The following is an 18,241-nucleotide window of genomic DNA, read 5'->3' on the forward strand; positions in this document are numbered from 1 at the left end:
ACACCGGTTACTGGCGTTTGCTTTCAAAATGGTCGATGCCAGCCTGGGCACAGTCCATGTCCTGTTGTGGCGTGCCCGAGCTGAGACCGATACCGCCGACCACTTCACCGTCTACCATCACCGGCAGGCCACCGCCTACCGTACTCAGGCGACCGCCCACTTCAGTATGTATACCGAAGGCGAGGTTGCCCGGCACGTTGGCGGCATTGTAGTCGTGGGTCGCTTTGCGCGCGGCCGCAGCGGTAAATGCCTTGTCCTGTGCGATGGTAACACTGGTCACTTTGCCCCCGTCCATACGCTCAAAGGCGATCAGCGTGCCGGACTCGTCCACCACTGCGATGCACATGGGCACGCCGATTTCACGGGCCTTGGCCGCCGCACCCTCAATCAGGATGCGTGCATCAGACAGGTCGAGACGATGAATGGTCAACATAACGATTTACTCCTCTTGGTTAGCCATAAGCGAGATTGGGCAGCCAGGTAGTGATGGCCGGGAACACAATGCACAGGAATACGCCCAGGGCCTGGATGGCCAGGAACACCAGGGATGACTTGAAGATGGTGCCCATGGAAATTTCCGGCGGGCACACGCCGCGGATATAGAACAGCGCATAGCCGAAGGGCGGGCTCAGGAACGACATCTGCATATTCACCAGATACAACACCCCGAACCACAGCACCACGTCGTCACCAGACACGCCCGGCAGGCCAAACAGACCCGGGAACTCCAGGGCTTCCACAATGGGGATAAAGATAGGCACCGCCAGCAGCAGGATGCCGACCCAGTCCAGGAACATGCCCAGGACCACCAATAACACCATCAGCAGGAACAGGATGCCGTAGGCCGGTAGGCCTGTGCCCAGAATGGATTCGGTAATAAAGTCCTGACCACCCTGGAGAATGTAGAAACCTACAAACACCGAGGCACCAAACATGATCCATAGCACCATGGCGGAAGCCTTCGCGGTGGTCACCGAGGCATCCCGCAGAGTCGCGATGGTGAACACCTTGTGTTTCATGGCCACGAGAATGGCGCCAAATGAGCCGATGCCGGCCGCCTCAACCGGTGTGGCAATGCCGCCAAAGAGCAGGCCAAGCACCAGGAACACCAGAATGAGAGGCGCAATCAGGTCTTTCAGAAGCAGCAGCTTGTCTTTCAGGCCGATGCGTTCCTCCTTGGGAATGGGAGGCCCGAGTTCGGGGTTCAGCTTCGCCCGGATCCAGACATAGAACACATACAGGCTGGACAGCAGAACGCCAGGAATCACCGACCCCAGATACAGTTCACCCACCGATTGCTGGGCAACCACGGCATAGAGGATCGCCAGAATCGAGGGCGGAATGAGAATACCCAGGGTGCCGCCCGCCATGATGGAGCCAAGGGCGATTTTGTGGTCGTAACCCCGTTTGAGCATGGCCGGCAGGGCAATGATACCCATGGTCACGACCGCCGCACCGATAACCCCGACCATCGCTGCAAGAATAGTAGAGGCCACAATAGTGGCAATGGCCAGGCCGCCGCCAACACCACCCATCCACTTGTAGACGACGTTGAACATCTCCTCGATCAGCCCGGCCCGTTCGAGCATCGCCGCCATGAAGATGAACAGCGGAATAGCGGCCAGATCCGAGTTGGTCATCATCGGGAAGATGCGGCTGGGGATGATGTTCAGCATCAGCGAATCGCCCACCAGATAAATGAAGGCAACCCCAAGACCACCGGTAACAAACGCCAGTGGCAGCCCCATCATCAAAGCCACCAACAGGGAGCCAAACATCAGGTAGGTGAGCGGCCCGATGTTCACATCGGCCAGGCTTCCGGCCAGCTTGAACAGGAATTTCTCGTCGCTGAACGGGTCGTAGAACAGAATGTTGACGAACTCGACAAACATTACAAAGGCCAGCGCAGCGGTGGCCAGAATCATCAGCCAGGTGCCAAGCTTGCCTTTGAGGTTGCCCTGGCCCGGATTGTTCACTGTAGTGGTAGTCATGCGTGTTGCTCCCGGCCAAGCTTGACGAACAGGGCAATGTCCTTGATCAGTTTGGACAGGCCCGCCAAGGTAAGTAGAACAGCCCCCAGCAGCATCATGGCCTTGACCGGCCAGTACTGGATGCCCCAGGTCTCGACGGTACGTTCATCCATCGAGTAGGAGTTCTGGAAGAAGGTCCAGGAGGTAATCACCAGTGCCAACGCAAACATGAAGAAGAACATGGAGGTGAAGATATCCATGCCAATCCGGCCCCGCACAGGCAACAGGTTATAGATCACATCGACCCTTACGTGGGCGCCATGCAGCAGGGCAAACGCGCCCGCCAGCAGGTACTGCATGCCGAACAGCAGAAAGCTGGCCTCATGTACCCAGATGGTCGGCATATTGAAGATGTAGCGCATAACCACTTCAAAAAAGTAGAAAACAACGGCGTTTACGGTCCAGAAGGAAATAAACACGCCAGATTTTTCGCTGATCCAGTCGATGATCCGGGTAAACCAGTTCGCGTAATCCGACTCGATGGTTTTCGACATTTCGGCTTCGATCTGCTGAAGCTTCTCGTTTGCCAGGGCATTCTTGTCAATCGCCTGCACGCCACGGCTACTGGACCAACGGTCCCACGCCATCATCAGCAGCGGCATCACCGCCAGCCAACCCCAGTAGAACCAGTGCGGCAGCACAAAGCCAAAGTTGCTCAGATCAGACATACTGTCCTCACGTCAGTGACAACGCGGGGAAGGGAGAGAGCGCCCTGAACCAAGGCTTCCCTGCCCTTCCCCGCTTTTTTGATTGTTGTTGGTAGTGCCGCTTTACTTGCCAGCCGCCTTGAGGTCTTCCTCGGTGACGTAGCCCACGGTGTCGTTCATCATGTACTCGAGCTGCATATCGAAGATGGCCTTGGCATCCTCGTTCTTGTTCGCCCAGTTGTACCAGATGGGAATTGCCGCGCGACGGAACTCCTGCAGATCCTGCTGGCTCAGACGCGTGACGGTGTCACCATCCGCCTTGAACTTCTCCATGGCTTCGATGTTGCGCTTCTGGATGGTCAGGTAGTGCTTCTGGGAGTAATTGCGCACCTCTTCCTCAACCAGCTGCTGTAGCTTGGGATCCAGGGCGTTCCAGGCACGCAGGTTCACCGTCAGGTCCATCAGATCCACCGGCTGGTAAATAGACATCACCCCTGGAGGCCCGAACAGGATGTAATCGGTCACCTGGGAGAAGCCCAGCTCATAGTTCACTGCCGGGCCCACGTAGTCCGCCGCATCGATGGTGCCCTTTTCCAGAGCCGGGAAGATGTCGGAACCCGGCAGGCTGACGGTGGATACCCCGAACTGCTGGAATACTTCAGCCACCATGCCGCCTGGCACCCGGATCTTCATACCCTTGAGATCCGCCAGGCTGTTCACCGGCTTCTTGGAATGAATGATGTTGGCGTCGTGCTGAATCGGGCCCACGTAGAACAGCCCGTACTTTTTGTAGATCTCCCGGGTTTTCTCCAGCATGCCCAGGGAATAGAACATGGTGTCCCACTGGTGAGGCTGATCCGGGCCGGCCGGGTAAGAGGACAGGAACACCGAGGCCGGTATCTTGCCTGACCAGTACAGGGTAAACGGGTTCATCCCCTGCAGTACGCCGTTGCGTACCGCATCAAACAGCGCGTTGTTGTCGGCCGCCACCGCCTTCGCCGGATACGGCCTGAAAATCAGTTCTCCGCCGGATTTTTCCTCGATGCTGTTGCACCATTCCTCGAACAGGTCATAGCCAACCGTGCCCGCATCCCACACCGACTGAATTTTCCAGGTAGTCGCGGCCTGGGCCTGACCGGCGCCCAGTGTCAGCGCGCCTGCCAGGGCTGCACCAACCGCCATTTTTCTGAGAAAACTCCGGCGTGGTGGGTTTGCGTCTGAATCACAATGCTTGTCGTTGTTATCATTGATGTTCATCGAAACATCTCCGTTCACTTTGTTGTTATGCAGAGGTAATCCAACACCAGCAAATGCCAGCATTAAAAAGATATTCGTAGGCAGGTGCGGTTTAGTCCAGAGAATTGCCAACTGGTCAGACCAGTTTTTAGTTGCGGCAAAATGGACGAATTCGGTGCTATAGGCCATAGTTAGCGGTCTGGAGGACAACACTCGAGAAGGACTTCCTGATCACTTGAACAACAGCAACTGGTCTGACCAGCAAGACCCGTCAGGTAGAACACATGGGGATATCGCAGGAAATTTCCTTCAGGCTAGAGCGGCTGATTCTCGACGGCGGCCTGGCACCGGGGCAGAAGATACCCTCGGAGCGCCAGCTTTCGACCAGACTGGGGGTTTCCCGGGCCATCATTCGTGAAGCATTGCATGAACTCCAGGGGCGGGGCGTCATCGAAACCCAGCATGGCCGGGGATCTTTTGTTGCCAGCATTGTCCCGAACACAGACGATCTGGAAGACAACAGCCCGTTGATGCACCTGTTTGCTGGCCACCCGCGCACCCTTTATGACCTGCTGGAAGTGCGCGAACAACTGGAAGGCCAGGCGGCCGAACTTGCAGCCCAGCGCGCCACCCGAGGTGATCTACACCGGATTACCAAAGCCTACCGGGCCCTGGAAGACACCGACCCGCTCAGCAACGCCAAACCCGACCACGGTTTTCACCAGGCTATAATTGAAGCATCTCATAACCCGGTACTGGTACATGTGCTCAATGGTCTGAAAAACATGATGCTGCTGACCGTGCATGCCTCCGTTGCCAACCTGAATCCAAGGGCGGAAATGCGCCAGTTAATCATGAAGCAGCACAAGCAGATCTATCAGGCCATTATGGCGGGCAAGGCCAGAACCGCCCGCAAGGTGGCCATGGCCCACGTCCGTTTTGTTCAGGATTCATTGAGAAGCCTGGAAAACCAGGGGGCAGAGGTCATCCGGGTCTCACTTGAGTCCAACAACTTTCACGAAAACCCAACAAAGCGGTATTGATTTCCACGGCAACAGTCCGTAAAACATGCGCCTTTGTATGACAGTCTCAGGAGCCAGCCATGGCGGAACCAGCGCCTCTTATTTGCAGGGACATCCACAAGACCTTTGACAAGCTGGAAGTTCTCAAGGGCATCTCTCTGGAAACCCGTAAGGGTGATGTGGTTTCCCTGATTGGCAGTTCCGGTTCCGGCAAGAGTACCTTTCTGCGCTGCATCAATCTGCTGGAAACCCCCACCTCCGGCGACATTATTGTGCACGGCGACCCAATCCGGTTCACCGAAAACCGAAAAGGTGAACGGGTACCCGCCGATAACCGCCAGGTGGAACTGATCCGGGCTCGCCTCTCCATGGTGTTCCAGGGCTTCAATCTCTGGTCCCATATGACGGTGCTGGAGAACATTATCGAAGCGCCGGTTCACGTTCTGAAGATTCCGAAAAAAGAAGCGATTGAGCGCGCAGAGGCCTACCTGAACAAGGTCGGCATCTACGAACGCAAGGACTACTACCCGGCACAGATGTCCGGCGGACAGCAGCAGCGGGCGGCCATTGCCCGGGCGCTGGCCATGGAACCCGAAGTGATGCTGTTTGATGAGCCAACCTCGGCCCTGGACCCGGAGCTGGTGGGCGAGGTCCTGAAAGTTATGCAGAGTCTGGCCGAGGAAGGCCGAACCATGATCGTGGTCACCCACGAGATGGCGTTTGCAAGGGATGTGTCGAGCCAGGTCCTGTTTTTGCATCAGGGCGTGATTGAGGAGCAGGGAACCCCGGACAAGGTTTTTGACAACCCGGATTCCGAGCGTATGAAGCAATTTCTTGCTCCCAAGTTCTGAACACCAGTGCTATCTTGAATCGGTGTTGGACGAGGAGTTGAAGAATAGCTCCCGAAACTTCCATAAAAAATAAAGCCTTTGTGGCGAATTACTGGAGAAGTGACACATGAAAAAACTGATTGTTGCAGCAAGTTGCGCCCTGGCCCTGGTTGCCGGTACGGCCCAGGCTCAGGAAAGAAACCTGCGCATTGCTTTTGATGTGCCCTACGAGCCATTCGAGTACAAAGACGAAAACGGTGAGCTGACCGGTTTTGAAGTGGAACTGGCGGACGCCATGTGTGAAGAGATGAACGCCAACTGCGAATTCGTCATTCAGGCATGGGACGGTATGATTCCGGGCCTGCTGGCTCGTAAATTTGATCTGATCATGTCTTCCATGTCGATCACACCGGAGCGTGCCGAGCGCGTGCTCTTCTCCGAACCGTACTACAACACCCCGGGCGGCTGGTTCGGCCCCAACGATTTCAGCACCGACGTCACCGATATGGATGCCATGAAAGGCAAGACTGTCGGCGTGCAGCGCGGTACGACCATGGACACCTACGTGACAGAGAACATGGGTGGCATTGTTGAAATCAAGCGCTACACCACCGCTGACGACATGGTACTGGACCTCGAAGGCCAGCGTCTGGATGTGGTCTTTGTTGACTATCCGGTAGGTGAGCAGACCGTTCTGACCAAAGACGGCTTCAAGGAAGTGGGCGAGCCCGTGAAACTGGGTGAAGGCGTGGGCGTTGCCATGCGCAAGCGTGATGCCGACCTGGCCGACGAAGTAAACGCCGCCCTGCGCACGTTGAAGGAAGATGGCACCTACGACACCATCATGAAGAAGTACTTCAACTACGATATCAAGATGTAATGACCACGGGGGCGGCGCCACGTCGCCCCCGCTGACCGGATACTCCCATGTTTGATCTGAAAGGCTATGGCCCGGCCCTCGCAGAAGGAGCGGTCATCACCATTGAGCTGGCCTTCCTGTCTCTGGCCCTGGCCCTGGCGCTTGGCCTGGTTGGTGCCAGCGCAAAACTCTCCGGCAGTCGTGTTGCCGCCGGCATCGCAACCGCCTATACCACGCTGATTCGCGGGGTTCCGGACCTGGTAATGATGCTGCTGTTCTATTACGGCGGCCAGGTAGCGGTGAACATGCTTTCGGATTATCTGTGGGAAACCCGCGGTATCGACTTTTTCTTCCAGTTTGATCCTTTCATTTCCGGCGTGGTGACCATCGGTCTGATTTTCGGTGCCTATATGACCGAAACCTTTCGCGGCGCCTTTCTGGCAGTGGATGTCGGTCAGATTGAGGCGGCCAAGGCCTATGGTTTTTCCCGCTGGCATACCTTCCGGCGGGTGATGATCCCGCAGATGTTGCGCCATGCCCTGCCGGGCATCGGCAATAACTGGCAGGTGTTGCTCAAGACCACAGCGCTGGTGTCCATCATTGGCCTGACCGATATGGTTCGGGTGGCGGAGGAAGCCGCCAAGGCGGAGCGCATGCCTTTCCACTTCTTCGTACCGGTGGCTGCCGTGTATCTGGCGCTGACGGCGGGGTCGGAGCTGTTTATCAAGTGGCTTGATCGTCGAGCCAATGTCGGCGTGGTTCAGGGGAATTAAACGATGCCTGATTTCATTGCCGAGTGGTTGAACAAGAACGAAATTTTCACGGCCATGACGCTGATGGAGTACTGGGACGGTCTGGTGACGACCGTACACCTGGTGTTTCTGTCGCTGGTCATCGGCCTGGTGGTGGCGGTGCCGCTGGCGATTCTGCGTACGGTCAGGAATCCGCTGGTGTCCGGGCCAATCTGGATCTACACCTATCTGTTCCGGGGCACGCCGCTGCTGATCCAGCTGTATATTATCTATTATGGAGTAGCGCAGATTCCGGGGATTCAGGAGACTTTCTGGTGGGAGATCTTCCGGGAACCTCTGTATCCTGCCCTGTTGGCCTTCACGCTGAATACTGCAGCCTACACCACGGAGATTATCCGGGGGGCGATTATGTCTACGCCCCATGGTGAAATCGAGGCGGCGAAAGCCTATGGCATGAACTGGTTTCTGCGGATGCGCCGGATCATTCTGCCAAGCGCGGCGCGTCGGGCGGTTCAGGCTTATTCCAATGAGGTGATTTTCATGCTGCACGCCAGTGCGATTGCCAGTGTGGTCACCATTGTTGATCTGACAGGGGCGGCACGGAACATTTATTCGCGGTTTTATGCGCCGTTTGATGCGTTTATTTTCGTGGCGCTTTGTTATATGGCGCTGACGTTTATTCTGGTGTTTGCTTTCCGCAAGCTGGAAAACCATCTTTTGCGGCATCAACGGCCAGTTAATTCCTGAGCAGCGCCCTACAACCCATCATCCAATCCTGGTGCACGGCCAGCCGGCGGGAACGTCTTCCGGGAACCGCTACGAGCACATCCATGTGCGCTTCTCGAAGGCCATCCTTGGCCTTCGACATTCCCGGAAGACGTTCCCGCCGGCTGACCCCGAACCTTTTGCGGGGTATCGATGAACGCTTCGAATCGTCTTTTTGATTTCCATCCGGACTGGCTTAGCCATACCCTCGCCAACGCTTCCGCTGATCTGCCCGAAACCAAAACCGCCCTGCCCGATGGCACCCAGGTCTCCCGCAAGGCCAACGGGGTTCTCTGGCTTACGCCACCGGCTGCGGCGGCCAACCCGAATCAGGAAGCCCTGATCATTTCTGCCGGTGTGCATGGCAATGAAACGGCGCCGATTGAGGTGTTGAACATGCTGGTGTCGGAGTTGTTTTCCGGGGAGTGGTCACTGGCGTGCCCGCTGCTGTTGATACTGGGTAACCCTCCGGCGATGGTGGCGGGTGAGCGGTTTATGGATGTAAACATGAACCGGTTGTTCAATGGCGCCCATGGCAAACCGGAATATTCCGGGCTTGCGGAGGGCCGGCGGGCTCGGTTTCTGGAGGAGATGTGTCGGCAGTTTGCGATGGCGCATCAGGGCCTGGCGTTAAGCCATTATGATCTGCATACCGCTATTCGCCCGTCGAAACGGGAGCGCTTTGCGCTGTACCCGTTCGTGGACGGGCGGTCGGTTCCGGCCGGCCAGTGTGCGTTCCTGCTGGAGGCCGAGTTGGAGACCCTGTTGCTCCAGCATAAGGAATCGACAGTGTTTTCATCGTTCACTGCCAGCACACTGAAGGCGGAGAGTTTTACCATTGAACTGGGCAAGGTGGAGCCGTTTGGCCGGAATGATCTGCGACGGCTCCAAGGCATTGAGCGGGCCTTGCGCCGGCGTTTCCGGGGTGAGGCAGCACCGGCAGTGCTGCCACCGTTTGATCATCTGACGGTGTTTGAGGTGGTGCATGAGGTGCTCAATACCGGGCCGGCTTTCCGGTTTCATGTGCCGGACGATGTGGCGAACTTTACCGAGTATCAGCCCGGCACGGTGATCTGGGAGGATGATCAGGATTGCTATCGAGTCGGCACTGCACCGGAGGCGGTGGTGTTTCCGAACCCGGCAGTGCCTGTGGGCCAGCGCGTCGGGTTGATGATTCGAGCCAAGGAGGTGTTCAGGGCCAGCTCTTTGTGAGCGACCCTGAACATGGCACCGGGATCAGGCCGGCGCGTTTTCCGGTTCGGCCACCGGCAGTTTGATCAGCTTGGTGCAGACCGCCGGGATCACCAACAGGGTCAGGACCGTCGAAGCCAGCAGACCGCTGATGATGGCCCAGGCCATGGGTGGCCACAGGGTGGAACTCGAGAACGCCAGCGGCAGCAGGCCGGCCACGGTGGTTGCGGTGGTCAGCAGGATGGGCCGGGTACGGCGTTCCACAGCGGTGCGTACCGCATCGGCAATGGCTCGGCCCCGTTCCAGCTCCCGATCCATTACGTCCAGCAGGACGATGGCGTTGTTCACCACGATACCAACCAGAGCAATCACCCCCAGCAGCGACTGAAAACCGAAGGGCGAACCGGACAGAACCAGCCCCGGGAAAATGCCAACAGTTGCCAGCGGTACGGTCAGCAGGATAATGCCCACCCGCCGGAAGGAGTTGAACTGCAACAGCAGGAAGAACAGCAACAGCAGCATGCCGATCGGTGCCGCGGTAAGCAGTGCGGAGTTGGCACGGTCAGAACCTTCGGCATCTCCTCCCATGTCCAGTCGCGTGCCCGCCGGCAACGGGTTCTGTTCCAGGCCCGCATACAGGCCGTCCAGCGCCTGGCTGAAGCTGTAGTCTTCCTCCAGATTGGCACTGACCGTATTCACCCGTACCCCGTTGCGCAGGTAAACCGCCGCCGGTTCCCAGGTGGTTTCCACCGTGGCCACGGCCGATAGCGGAATGGCATCGCCCTGGTCGTTGTAGGTATTCACAGACAGCAGGCGCGACAGTGACAGCGACGTGCCTTCGCGGGAGCGCAACACGATGGGTATCGGGTCGTCCTCCTGTCGGTAGCGCTCAGCCACGGCGCCGTAGCTCTGGCCATACAGGCTCTGGGCAACATCGGCTCGGGTGAGGCCATAGCGGGCGGCGGTGGCGTCGTCCACATTGATGGCGATGCTGGGCACACCAATGTCGAGATCGTGGCGAACATCCACCGTGCCCTCAACACCCCTGAGAATGGAATAGACCTGCTCGGTGGCTCGGGCGCGGGCGTTGTCGTCCGGATGGAAGACACGGACTTCTACCGGGGCAGGCCGCGGTGGTCCCTGCCCCAGAATCCCGGCGGTAATATCCAGCTCCGGTAGCGACCGGGCAGCCTCGTGGCGGATCCATTTCACCAGGTCGGTGGTATCGGCCAGCGTCGGCGTGCGAACCACCAGCCTTGCCCGGTTAGGCGCCTGTGGCGAGCGCTGCAGATTGTAATAGAACGACGGCCCGGTAAAGCCGACAAAGCGGTGCACTTCCAGTGCCTCGGGCCGGGTCCGAATGGCCTGTTCAAGAACGGCAGCCACTTCAGAGGTTCGGGCCTGATCGGTGCCTTCGGGCATGTACATCTCGACGATGACACGAGGGCGGTCTGCGTTGGGAAAAAATTGCTGGGCCATGAACGGGGTCATGCCAAGGCTGATCACCACCAGCAGGGCGCCGGCGGTAATCAACCGGCCCGGGTGCCGATACACCAGGCCACCGAGGTAGCTGGCCAGGCCGATAAGCCGGTCTTTGTGAATATTTTTCCGGGGCTTCAGAAAACGCGCCGCCAGCAGGGGCACGGCAGAAATTGCCAGCAGATAGCTCACAGAAAGGGTGAGCATGATCATCACCGGCACGCCTCGGGTGAAATCCGCGGCACCGCCCTTGGCCATCAACAACGGCGCAAACGCGGCAAGTGTGGTGCCGGTAGACGCACCCAACGGCCCGGCCAGCTCACCGACCGCCTTGCGCAGGGCATCCAGCCGGCGCATGCCCTCATCCAGATGGCCCTGTATGTTTTCCACAATCACAATGGCGTTGTCGATCAGGATACCCAGGGAAATGACCATCCCGATAACGGCAATCTGATGTAACACCCCACCCCCGAGGTCATAGAGCCCCACGCTGATCAGGGCCACCATGGGCAGGATGGACGCCACCAGCAGGCCCATGCGGATGCCCATGCCGGTAAATACCACCGCCACGATGATCAGTACCGACAGCACCAGGCTCCAGGCCAGGTCATCCAGCCGGTCAGAGACCTTGTCGGGCTGAAAAAACATCTCACGAAGCTGGTACGGCTCGAAGTCCGGGCGCACCTGGTCCAGCCGTTCCCGGATCCGCTCGCCAAAGCGGATGGCGTCGGTGGAACCTTCTTCCATGATGATCGACAGCAACACCACCCGCTCGCCGTCGAACCAGGTCTCTGGCTGCCGGGGCTCGGCCGGCCCACGCCAGACTTCTGCGGCCGCTGCCAGGGGTACCTGGGAGCCATCTGGCAGTTCAATGGGCGTCGCGCGAATCGCGTCTATGTCCGTGAACTCAGTGTTCGGCAATACTGATAGACGTTTGCCTTCCACCACCACGAAGCCACCAGGAATGGTCTGGTTGCGCCGGGCCAGGGTGTCGAGTATCCGCTTGGGCGGAACTCCCAGGCGATACAGCGCGGCGTCGTCAAGTGCCAGGGTAATCTGTTCGTCGGCATCCCCTTCAAGTTCAATGCGGGAGATGCCAGGGATATCCAGAAGGTTCTGTTTCAGGCGTTCGGCCACCTCCGAAAGCTCAGTCACTGAGGGTGAACCGCCCACGGCCAGCACCACGGCCGGGATGTCGATCAGACGGTCATCCAGCTCCATCAGGCCCACATCATCGGGGAAATCCTGGCGCGCCCGCTCCATGGCCTGACGAACCCGATCCCACGCCGAATCGGTGTCGTAGATGCGGTCCCGGAGTTTCAGCCGGGCCAGTGCCACGCCGGTTCTGGCGGTGCCCTGGCTCCAGTCCAGCTCTTCGACCTGGCGCAACTCATCGGTCAGCGGCTGAAGCACCAGGCGCTCAACCGCCTCGGCACTGGCACCGGGATAACTCACCGTGATCATACCGGCCCGGTATGGGAAACTCGGATCTTCCTGACGGGGCATGGTGCTGTAGGCGGCAATACCGAGCAGGCAGAGCATGGTCACCACCATGCCCAGCAAGCGTTGACAGTTAAGCAGTCGGCGGGTCATCAGCGCACCTCCACGGTGTCACCATCCACCAGCCGGGTCATACCGGCATACACCACCTGATCTCCCGGGCTCAATGCACCCGGGTGCACCATGACGCGCTCACCGATGACCCGGTCGACCTGCACCGGAACCCGCTGGGCTGCCTGGTCTTGCACCCGGAACACACTGGTGCCGGTACTGTCGCGAACGACCGCCAGCAGGGGCACGGTAATGGCAGATTCCCGCACCGGGGCAATGCCCACTTCCACCGGCTCACCGGAGGACAGGGAATTTGGTGGCAGGCTGACCAGTACCGGATGCAGTTCCCCGCGGATGGAACTGCCCTGGGCAATCTCCACCACAGTGCCGGTGGCAGGCTCACGGTTGCGGTCCTGCACCAGCCAAACCGGTAGCTCCTGACCAATCCGGACATGACCGAGCAAGTGCGCGGGCACCCGCACCTCTACTTCCCGCCCCAGCGGCGAGGACAACCGCATGACCGGCTGCCCGGCTCCCACGAACTCATCCCGCTCCACCAGCAATGCTTCCACCTGCCCGGCAAAGGGCGCCTTCAAAACGCTTTCCTCAAGCAGCCTTGTGGCTTCGGCCAGTGAGGCTTCGGCCGTCGCCATGCTTGCCCTGAGAGAATCCCGACGGGCGGCAATCTGTTCCAGCGTCTGCTCCGAGACCACGCCTCGCTGATGCAACCGGCTGGAGCGTTCCCACTCCCGCTGAGCCTGTTCAAACTGGGTTCTCAGTTCCTCCAGGCGGGCAGCCGCGGAATCCCGCGCCGGTTCCAGCGCCGGATTGTACAGACGCGCCAGCACATCACCGGGCTTTACCGTCTGCCCCAGCTCAACCGGGCGTTCCTTCAGCGTCCCGCTGACCTGAAATGTCAGGGTTGCCCGCTGGGCCGCACGGACAATGCCAGAAAACCGCAGAGGGATTTCTTCCATCTGGCCCCCGGTGACAGCGGATACCCGCACGGCGACCGGCGTATTTTCAGCGTTTTCGCCGGATTCGGTGCCGCCACCGCGGCAGCCGGAGACAGACAGCACGGCCAGCAGCGCACTGGCCAGAACAAACGGAGAGTGACGTAGTGTGAGAGACATAGTGTTCCAGCCCCTTTCCCTGAACAGGTTGATTGTGACCTCCGGTCCATCGGAGGTTGCCCATTGTTTCCGACATCATGTCACTCTTTGACAAATTGTCAATAATCGGCTTTCATCGGTTATCAGTTATCATGCAGCCAAAGCCGGAAAGCTCGGGATCACAATGAATGAACCGCTGAAGTCACGACGGGAACGGGAAAAACAGGCCAGGTACGACGCCATTCTGGACGCCGCCGAACTGGTATTCTCAGAAAAGGGCTACGACCGCACCTCCATGGACGACATTGCGCGCACAGCCAGCCTGAGCCGGGCTCTGCTCTATGTCTATTTCAAGGATAAGGCCGCCATCCAGCGAGGCATCATGCTGCGGGCCGGGCAGGATCTGGTGACCCGGTTTGAGCGGGCGATGCAGGCAACCGATACCGGGCTCGGGAAGATTCGCGCCATGGGAGAGGCTTATTACCGTTTCTTTGTGGAAGCTCCGGACTACTTCACCGCTCTGACCAAGGCTTCCACCGCCATCGCCGATGCGGAAGAAGACCAGGCCAGGGAGATGCTGTGTTCAAAGAACGAACTGATGGTGCTGATGGAAGCGGCGATTCATCTTGGCCTGGAAGACGGCACCATCAGCCGCGACCGTATCCAGTCGCCAGCGCAAACCGCGCTTTACCTGCGCGGCGCCCTGCATGGCGTGATCATGCTGTGCCAGGCGGAATCCACCGAGGCCGGGGAGTTTCCTTCCGAAGCACTCATTCGTCACACCATGGATATGCTCACCCGGTCTATCTCCAGCGAGCCGGTACGCTGAGCTGACCAGCCTTACAACTGAAAATCGTAGATGCTGCCGAGGCCAAGAATACCGGTCAGTTCATCCAGCGCCTTGCGCACTTCCTCCAGTAACATCGGGTCGGCCAGGTCCTGCTGGCTGAGCTGGTCGCGGTAGTGGGCTTCAACCCAGGAGGTCAGTCGCTCATAGAGCGCATCGGTCAGGATCACACCCCGGTTGATAGCGTGCAGCTCGCCGTCGTTCAGCACCACCCGCAAGCGCAGACACGCAGGCCCGCCACCATTGCGCATGGACTGTTTGACATCAAACACTTCCACCGCGGTGATCGGCGTGTCGGCTTTCACCAGTTCATCCAGATACCGGCTGACCGAGGCCACTTCGCGGCACTCACCCGGTACAGCCAGCAGCATACCATCGGCAGTGTTCAACAACTGGCTGTTGAACAGATAGGAGGCCACCGCATCTTCGATGGGCACCTGCGCTGATGAAACACGCACGGCTTCCAGCTCGGCACCGGTCAGGCGTTCCTGGATGTCTGCCAGCACCCGGGCTTCCTCAAGAAAAGCCTGCTCGTGATAGAACAGGCAATTGCCATTACCGACCGCAATCACATCGTTGTGGAACACGCCGGCATCGATAGCCGCCGGATTCTGCTGGGCAAACACGGCATGGCGATCGGTCAGGCCATGCAGGCGGGCAATGGCGCGTGACGCTTCCAGGGTCTGGCGCGCCGGGTACTTGCTTGGCGCCGGAGCGGATTCATTGAACGCGACCTGACCATACACAAACAGCTCAACGCCCGGCTCCCCGTAGCGACTGCACAGGCGGGTGTGGTTGGCCGCCCCCTCATCGCCAAAATGACTGACTGACGGCAGCGCCGGATGATGGGCAAAGTAGCTTTCGTCACCAAAAATCGCTTTCAGCGAACGACCCGTGACCTGGTGTTCAATGGAGCGGTGGAACTTGGCACTGAGATTGGCCGGGGTGAAGTGCACCCGGTGATCGGCTGTGTCGGCACTGGGAGAGACGGTAGCCGCGTTCGCTGTCCACATGCAGGACGCCGACGACACCGCCGCCAGAATGGCGGGATCTGCCTTGGCTACGGCTTCCAGAATCTGGCGCTCATTGCCTTCAAAGCCCAGCGCACGGAGAGTGGGAATGTGCGGGCGCTCGTGGGGTGGCAGAATGCCCTGCACATAGCCCCGGTCCGCCAGCCGCTTCATCTTCGCTAATCCCTGGAGTGCCGCCTCCCTGGGGTTGGCCACCGCATTGACGTTGGATTTTGAGGCCACATTGCCCCAGGACAACCCGGCGTAGTTATGGGTCGGACCCACCAGGCCATCGAAGTTTGCTTCTACCGCATGTTTAACCATGGCAGCTGTTCCTGTCAGTCAAAATTCAGGCCCGGGGCCAAGCTATCCGGCAGCTCACTCTTGCCGGCTTCCAGAGAGGCCATCGGCCAGGCGCAGTAATCGGCCGCGTAATAGGCACTGGCACGATGGTTACCGCTGGCGCCGACACCACCGAACGGTGCAGCACTGCTGGCCCCGGTAAGTGGCCGATTCCAGTTCACAATACCGGCGCGCACTTCCTCCACCAGACGGTTATAGAGTTTGCGGTCATCGCTCAGGATGCCGGCAGACAGGCCGTAGCGAGTGTTGTTGGCAAGCTCCAGGGCCTCATCAAAGCCTTTGTAGCGGTACACCGTCAGCAGCGGACCGAAAAACTCCTGGTCTTCCAGCTCTATCCCGGTCGCATCCACAATTCCCGGCGACAACAGGCCGGTATCGGGCTTGAGCTGTTTCATTTCCAGCAGCGAGCTCGCACCCTTTTCCAGCATGCCAGCCTGAGCCTTGAGTAGCTGGTCTGCCGCATCGGCAGAAATCACCGAGCCCATAAACGGCTGCGGGTCAGCATCGAATTCCGCCACGGTGATGCGGGCCGCCACTTCCACCAGCCGTGCCAGAAATTCATCGCCTTTCTTGCCTTTGGGCACCAGTAACCGGCGAGCACAGGTACAGCGCTGGCCGGCCGACAGGAACGCGGACTGCAGTGCGTGGTGCACGGCGCCATCCAGATCTGACACATTTTGAACGATCAGAGGGTTATTACCGCCCATCTCCAGCGCCAGGATTTTTTCCGGCTGGCCGCCGAACTGTTCGTGCAGCAGGTGCCCGACGGTGGAACTGCCGGTAAAGAACAAACCGTCAATCAGCGGGTGGCGGGCCAGGCACTTGCCGGTATCGGAACCGCCCTGAACCAGATTGATCACCCCATCCGGCAGACCGGCTTTTTCCCAGAGCCTGACGGTGAGTTCCGCCACCCCCGGGGTCAGTTCACTGGGTTTGAACACCACGGTATTGCCGGCCAGCAAGGCCGGCACAATGTGCCCGTTGGGCAGATGGCCCGGGAAATTATAGGGGCCAAACACGGCGACCACGCCATGGGGGCGGTGGCGCAACACCGCATGTCCGCCAGCCACGTCAGATTCAGTGTGACCCGTACGCTCGTTGTAGGCTTTCACGGAGATCGGAATTTTACCCATCATGGCCGCCACTTCGGTGCGGGACTCCCAGAGAGGCTTTCCTGTTTCCAGGCCGATCTGATGGGCCATTTCTTCCTTGTTGGCCTCAAGCAGTTCGCCGAAGGCCTCAATCACCGCCTGGCGTTCTGCGAGACTTTTCCGGCGCCAGGCCAGAAACGCCTTTCGAGCTTCCCGAACCGCTGCGTCAACATCTTCGAGACTGGCGGCATTGCCATCCCAGACCGTTTCACCTGTTACCGGCTGCACCGATTCAAAGGGCGCTCCGTGGCCTTGCAGCCAGAGCCCGTCGATGTACACATTGCCTGTCAGGTTTGCCATTGTTTACCACCTCCCGGTTCGGAATTGTTTGGACGGATGGGCGACAAAGCACCCTCCTTCAAGGGGGCAATACGCACCGGATCACCCGACTCCACTAAAAGAGCCTCCGCCAGCACTCTAGGAATTTTGACAGTGTCGGGCCCGATGCAGTTCATGGGTATGGTGGTTACCCGAAAGTCCCGGAACGACCGGTTCGAGATCATCACCCGTTGCTCTGCCGGCACATCCAGATCCATGCTGTGATTGACCACCATGGCATGCCGGTTGACCGCTTCCCGCACCGTACGAATGTTATGGACAAAGGCTTCAACCACAGGCCCGCCATCGAAAATATCCACCATGCCGTTGAAGTTGAAACCTTCGGCCTGCAGCATCTTCAGCGCCGGCCGGGTATTGTCGTGCACCATGCCAACGACCGCCCGCGCAGCGTCTGGCAACATCGGCAGGTAGATGGGGTATTTCGGCATCAGTTCAGCAATGAACGATTTATTGCCGAGCCCGGAGAGCATGTCGGCCTGGCTGAACTCCATGTCAAAGAACTTGCTGCCCAGGGCGTCCCACAGGGGGCTTTTGCCATCTTTGTCCGAGACCCCACGCATTTCCGCGAAAACCTTGTCGGAAAAACGTTTGCGAAAATCGTCCAGGAACATAAAACGACAGCGGGATAACAACAGGCCGTTGCCACCCCCCTGATACTCGTCGGAAAGCAGCAGTGAGCAGATTTCGGTGGTGTCGGTCATGTCGTTGGACAGGTTCAGCGTGGGCGTGCGCACATGCACACCCAGCTCTTTCGATGCATTGACCGTGACACTCAGCCGGTAATTGTAGAACACTTCTTCGAGGCCAACCCGGGCCTCAATACCACTGATGCCAACGGTCTTCCTGGCCTGAATATCTTCCAGCGCAAACAGGTACAGGGCCGCTTCCGGCGCACAGCGTTGATTGAAGGATTCACGGGCGCGATCAATCTTGCGCTGAAGCAGTTCCCGGTCGGCGGGCAGTGTGGTCAGGCCTTTGCCGGCCTTCTGGGCCATGGCATAGAGGTCTTCCAGATCGTCAGACTGAAGCGGGCGGATCACCAGCATGTTACGCCCTC

The 18,241-nt window shown here is 59.0% G+C and carries 16 protein-coding genes; 7 read left to right on the forward strand and 9 right to left on the reverse strand.

Features of this window, described 5'->3' with window-relative positions; translation table 11 throughout:
• Positions 1 to 7 precede the first annotated feature (7 nt).
• From C7436_RS09025 to dctP, 4 genes are all read right to left on the reverse strand, one after another.
• Entirely contained in the window at positions 8 to 433 is a 426-nt protein-coding gene (locus C7436_RS09025) for a GlcG/HbpS family heme-binding protein (protein WP_014422553.1), read from the reverse strand.
• A 19-nt stretch (positions 434 to 452) separates the two neighbouring features.
• Positions 453 to 1,991: a TRAP transporter large permease gene (locus C7436_RS09030; protein WP_014422554.1), complete on the reverse strand. Its 1,539-nt coding sequence runs from the start codon at positions 1,989 to 1,991 to the stop codon at positions 453 to 455.
• Positions 1,988 to 2,698, reverse strand: a complete 711-nt coding sequence (locus tag C7436_RS09035; RefSeq protein WP_014422555.1) for a TRAP transporter small permease subunit — start codon at positions 2,696 to 2,698, stop codon at positions 1,988 to 1,990. Before C7436_RS09035 ends, C7436_RS09030 begins: the two co-directional genes overlap by 4 nt.
• Before the next feature lie 102 nt (positions 2,699 to 2,800).
• Entirely contained in the window at positions 2,801 to 3,859 is a 1,059-nt protein-coding gene (gene dctP / locus C7436_RS09040; RefSeq protein WP_200861779.1) for a TRAP transporter substrate-binding protein DctP, read from the reverse strand.
• A gap of 338 nt (positions 3,860 to 4,197) precedes the next feature.
• On the opposite strand from dctP, the gene C7436_RS09045 reads away from it, so the two are divergent.
• The 6 genes from C7436_RS09045 to C7436_RS09070 all read left to right on the forward strand — a co-directional run bounded on the left by C7436_RS09045 (position 4,198) and on the right by C7436_RS09070 (position 9,353).
• Entirely contained in the window at positions 4,198 to 4,956 is a 759-nt protein-coding gene (locus C7436_RS09045) for an FCD domain-containing protein (RefSeq protein ID WP_014422557.1), read from the forward strand.
• A gap of 59 nt (positions 4,957 to 5,015) precedes the next feature.
• Entirely contained in the window at positions 5,016 to 5,786 is a 771-nt protein-coding gene (locus tag C7436_RS09050) for an ABC transporter ATP-binding protein (protein ID WP_022990754.1), read from the forward strand.
• A 106-nt stretch (positions 5,787 to 5,892) separates the two neighbouring features.
• The gene (locus tag C7436_RS09055) at positions 5,893 to 6,645 is read left to right on the forward strand and encodes a transporter substrate-binding domain-containing protein (RefSeq protein ID WP_014422559.1); all 753 of its coding nucleotides are present in this window, start codon (positions 5,893 to 5,895) and stop codon (positions 6,643 to 6,645) included.
• Between the two features lie 47 nt (positions 6,646 to 6,692).
• On the forward strand, positions 6,693 to 7,397 hold the full coding sequence (locus C7436_RS09060; RefSeq protein WP_014422560.1) for an ABC transporter permease: 705 nt from the start codon (positions 6,693 to 6,695) through the stop codon (positions 7,395 to 7,397).
• A 3-nt stretch (positions 7,398 to 7,400) separates the two neighbouring features.
• Entirely contained in the window at positions 7,401 to 8,123 is a 723-nt protein-coding gene (locus tag C7436_RS09065) for an ABC transporter permease (RefSeq protein WP_014422561.1), read from the forward strand.
• Positions 8,124 to 8,294: 171 nt separating this feature from the next.
• A complete protein-coding gene (locus C7436_RS09070) occupies positions 8,295 to 9,353 on the forward strand; it encodes a succinylglutamate desuccinylase (protein ID WP_121207578.1) in 1,059 nt (352 codons plus the stop codon).
• A gap of 24 nt (positions 9,354 to 9,377) precedes the next feature.
• Here the strand turns inward: C7436_RS09070 and C7436_RS09075 are convergent, their stop codons facing one another.
• The gene (locus C7436_RS09075; protein WP_121207581.1) at positions 9,378 to 12,404 is read right to left on the reverse strand and encodes an efflux RND transporter permease subunit; all 3,027 of its coding nucleotides are present in this window, start codon (positions 12,402 to 12,404) and stop codon (positions 9,378 to 9,380) included.
• Entirely contained in the window at positions 12,404 to 13,495 is a 1,092-nt protein-coding gene (locus C7436_RS09080) for an efflux RND transporter periplasmic adaptor subunit (RefSeq protein WP_121207583.1), read from the reverse strand. The genes C7436_RS09075 and C7436_RS09080 overlap by 1 nt, the downstream gene beginning before the upstream one ends.
• A gap of 163 nt (positions 13,496 to 13,658) precedes the next feature.
• Here C7436_RS09080 and C7436_RS09085 point away from each other — a divergent pair, with 163 nt between their 5' ends.
• Positions 13,659 to 14,303: a TetR/AcrR family transcriptional regulator gene (locus C7436_RS09085; protein WP_014422565.1), complete on the forward strand. Its 645-nt coding sequence runs from the start codon at positions 13,659 to 13,661 to the stop codon at positions 14,301 to 14,303.
• An 11-nt stretch (positions 14,304 to 14,314) separates the two neighbouring features.
• On the opposite strand, the gene astB is transcribed toward C7436_RS09085, so the two are convergent.
• The 3 genes from astB to astA are packed head-to-tail and all read right to left on the reverse strand — an operon-like array spanning position 14,315 to position 18,230.
• Entirely contained in the window at positions 14,315 to 15,655 is a 1,341-nt protein-coding gene (astB, locus tag C7436_RS09090; protein ID WP_121207585.1) for an N-succinylarginine dihydrolase, read from the reverse strand.
• A 14-nt stretch (positions 15,656 to 15,669) separates the two neighbouring features.
• Positions 15,670 to 17,145, reverse strand: a complete 1,476-nt coding sequence (gene astD, locus C7436_RS09095; protein WP_121207586.1) for a succinylglutamate-semialdehyde dehydrogenase — start codon at positions 17,143 to 17,145, stop codon at positions 15,670 to 15,672.
• Entirely contained in the window at positions 17,133 to 18,230 is a 1,098-nt protein-coding gene (astA, locus tag C7436_RS09100) for an arginine N-succinyltransferase (protein ID WP_014422568.1), read from the reverse strand. Before astA ends, astD begins: the two co-directional genes overlap by 13 nt.
• Positions 18,231 to 18,241: the final 11 nt, after the last annotated feature.

Source organism: Marinobacter nauticus (genome assembly GCF_003634635.1).
Lineage (GTDB): Bacteria > Pseudomonadota > Gammaproteobacteria > Pseudomonadales > Oleiphilaceae > Marinobacter > Marinobacter nauticus.